General features: G+C 68.0%; 2 protein-coding genes. Both read right to left on the bottom strand.

Going from position 1 to position 2,164, the window contains the following annotated elements:
• A partial coding sequence (locus VFQ05_04650) for a PEGA domain-containing protein (protein ID HET9326042.1) occupies positions 1-1,683 on the bottom strand: 1,683 nt, incomplete at its 3' end.
• Between the two features lie 108 nt (positions 1,684-1,791).
• On the bottom strand, positions 1,792-2,164 hold a 373-nt coding region (locus VFQ05_04645), incomplete at its 5' end, for a hypothetical protein (GenBank protein ID HET9326041.1).

Below are 2,164 nucleotides of genomic sequence, written 5' to 3'. Positions count from 1 at the left end.
CTGCACCGTGACGTCCGACCTCGACACCGCGTAGCCCGGGAGCGAGGCCTCGACCGCGTGAGGGGTCGCGACGGCGAGGCCGGAAATGGTGAGCGGGCTCCGGCCCACGATCTTGCCATCGACGCGGACCTCGGCGTTCGGTGGCTGGGTCTCGACCCGTAGATCCCCCAGGAGCGGGCGCAGCGCCACGTGCCGAGCCACGCGTTGGCCCTCGGCCACATTCAGCAAGATCGAGCTGTCGGCGAAGCCGGCCGCGGAGAGAAGGACCCGGTGCTCGATCCCCGCCGAGACGGAATCGGCCAGCGCTCCAATCCCCACCCTCCGGCCGTTGATGCTGATCGAGGCGAGCGCTGGCTCCACCGCCAGATCGAGGAACCCTTGTGGGCCGCTCCCGGCCGCGGTGGGCGGAGGCGCCGGGCCCCGGAGCAGGAACGCGGCTCCGGCTGTCGCCACGACGAACAGCGCCATGATCGCGGCGGCGATCCAGCGCGGGCGCGGACGGCTCCGGCCGGCCAGTCCTTCCTCCCGAAGCACCTGCCAGACCGAGTGCTGGCGCCGAATCCACAGACGCCACAGGTCCATGCGGAAGGCGTAAGCGGGCTTGGCGCCGCGGTCGTCGCGGAGGAGCATCTCGCTCTTGAACAGCTTCTCGAGCGTGGTGGCGATGTCGCCTACCTCGATCTCGAGCGGATATCGGCGGCGCTTCACGTGTCGGATGAGGTCGTCGACGCCCGCGCGCTCGTTCGCATCCGCGAGGGCCTCCGCAAGCAAGGCCATGACGAGCTTGTCGAGGCGCTCGAGCCCGTCCCACAGGAAGATCATCTGCGGGAGCGGGTTGTTCACGATCCCGTCCACGACGTCGCCCAGCCTTTCGAGCGTGGCGCCGCGCGTCTGACGGTCGTTCAGCTGGTCGATCAGGCTCTGGCAGATGGCCTGTGTGTAGAACGGCTGTCCCGCGGCGAGCCTCAAGATCGAGCCGACCGCCGGCTCCTCCCAGTCGACTTTTCCCTTCACCGGCTGTCGGATGAGGCTCTCGGCGTCTTCGCGCTCCAGGTAGCTCACCTGCTTGAAGATCGATTTCCCGAGAACGTTCCAGTAGTCGCGCCGGCGCGCCTCGAGATGCTGAGAGCCGGTGAAGATCATGAAGACCGGTTTGCTCTCCATGAGCGATGCGAGGATGTAGAGCACGTCCTTGCTGAGAAGCCCCCCGTCGATCTTGGTCTCGAAGAGCTCGTACTCGTCGAACAGGAGGATGAGCTTCCGGCCGGGCTGCGCGCGGAGGCAGTCCTGGACGAAGCGCTGGAAGATGGCGGACCGGTTCGAATTCGCCATGAAGTCCGGCGGCTTCACGTCGCGGGCGTCGGCGCCAAAGGCGGCGAGGATCTCCTCCGCGAGCCGCGCGAGGAATTCCGCCTCGCTGCTCACCGCCATCGACTGCATGTCGATCAGGACGGGAATGAAATCGGGGCCGAGCCGGCGGTCGAGAATCTGAAACAGGATCGACGTCTTGCCGCTTCGGCGCTCGCCGCAGAAGACGAGCAGCCCGCCGTGCTCGGAGTCGCCGAACCGCTTGTGGACCAGCGCGAACTCGGCCTCGCGGCCAAAGAACATCGCCCGGCCCCGGACTGGATTGCCGACGATGTAGGGATTCGGGCTGATCGGGACGAACGCAGGCTCGGTCATCGGAGGACCTGGCGGCGGCTGCGGACGGCGCCATCTTGATGACGCATGGCGTCACCCTACCGCATCGCAGCGTGTCCCCTCACAGGGCTTTTGGGCCCAGCGGCTCGGTCAGGGGACCCGCCGGAACGTGACTCCTGCGAGCTCGATCGACTGCGCGGGACCCGCGCCTGCGAACTGGAACGTGACCACCTGTCCCGATCCGGCGACTTCGATGCGCATCTGGCCTTGGGTGGCGTCGTAGTTCTCGGCGCTCCCGTAGATCGCGCCCCAGCGATACGCGAGGCGCCCGTCCTCCAAGGCGAAGGTGATCGTGCCGTAGGAAGGTTCTCGGTAAGTCCCAGCGAAGTCGGCGAGAGGGCGGCCCAGCGGCTGGAGCTGTCGCGCCGCGCGCATCGAGTCCTGACGGGCCGCGTTCCGGCCGAGGTTCATCCGAAGCTCGCTCAGCCGCTGATCGGCGCGTGTCCGGGCTTCGGGGCGCCCC

The sequence above is a fragment of the Candidatus Eisenbacteria bacterium genome (genome assembly GCA_035712145.1).
GTDB lineage: Bacteria > Eisenbacteria > RBG-16-71-46 > RBG-16-71-46 > RBG-16-71-46 > DASTBI01.
Note: the sequence above shows the minus strand (reverse complement) of the source record. Positions and strands in the feature narration are given on the sequence as shown.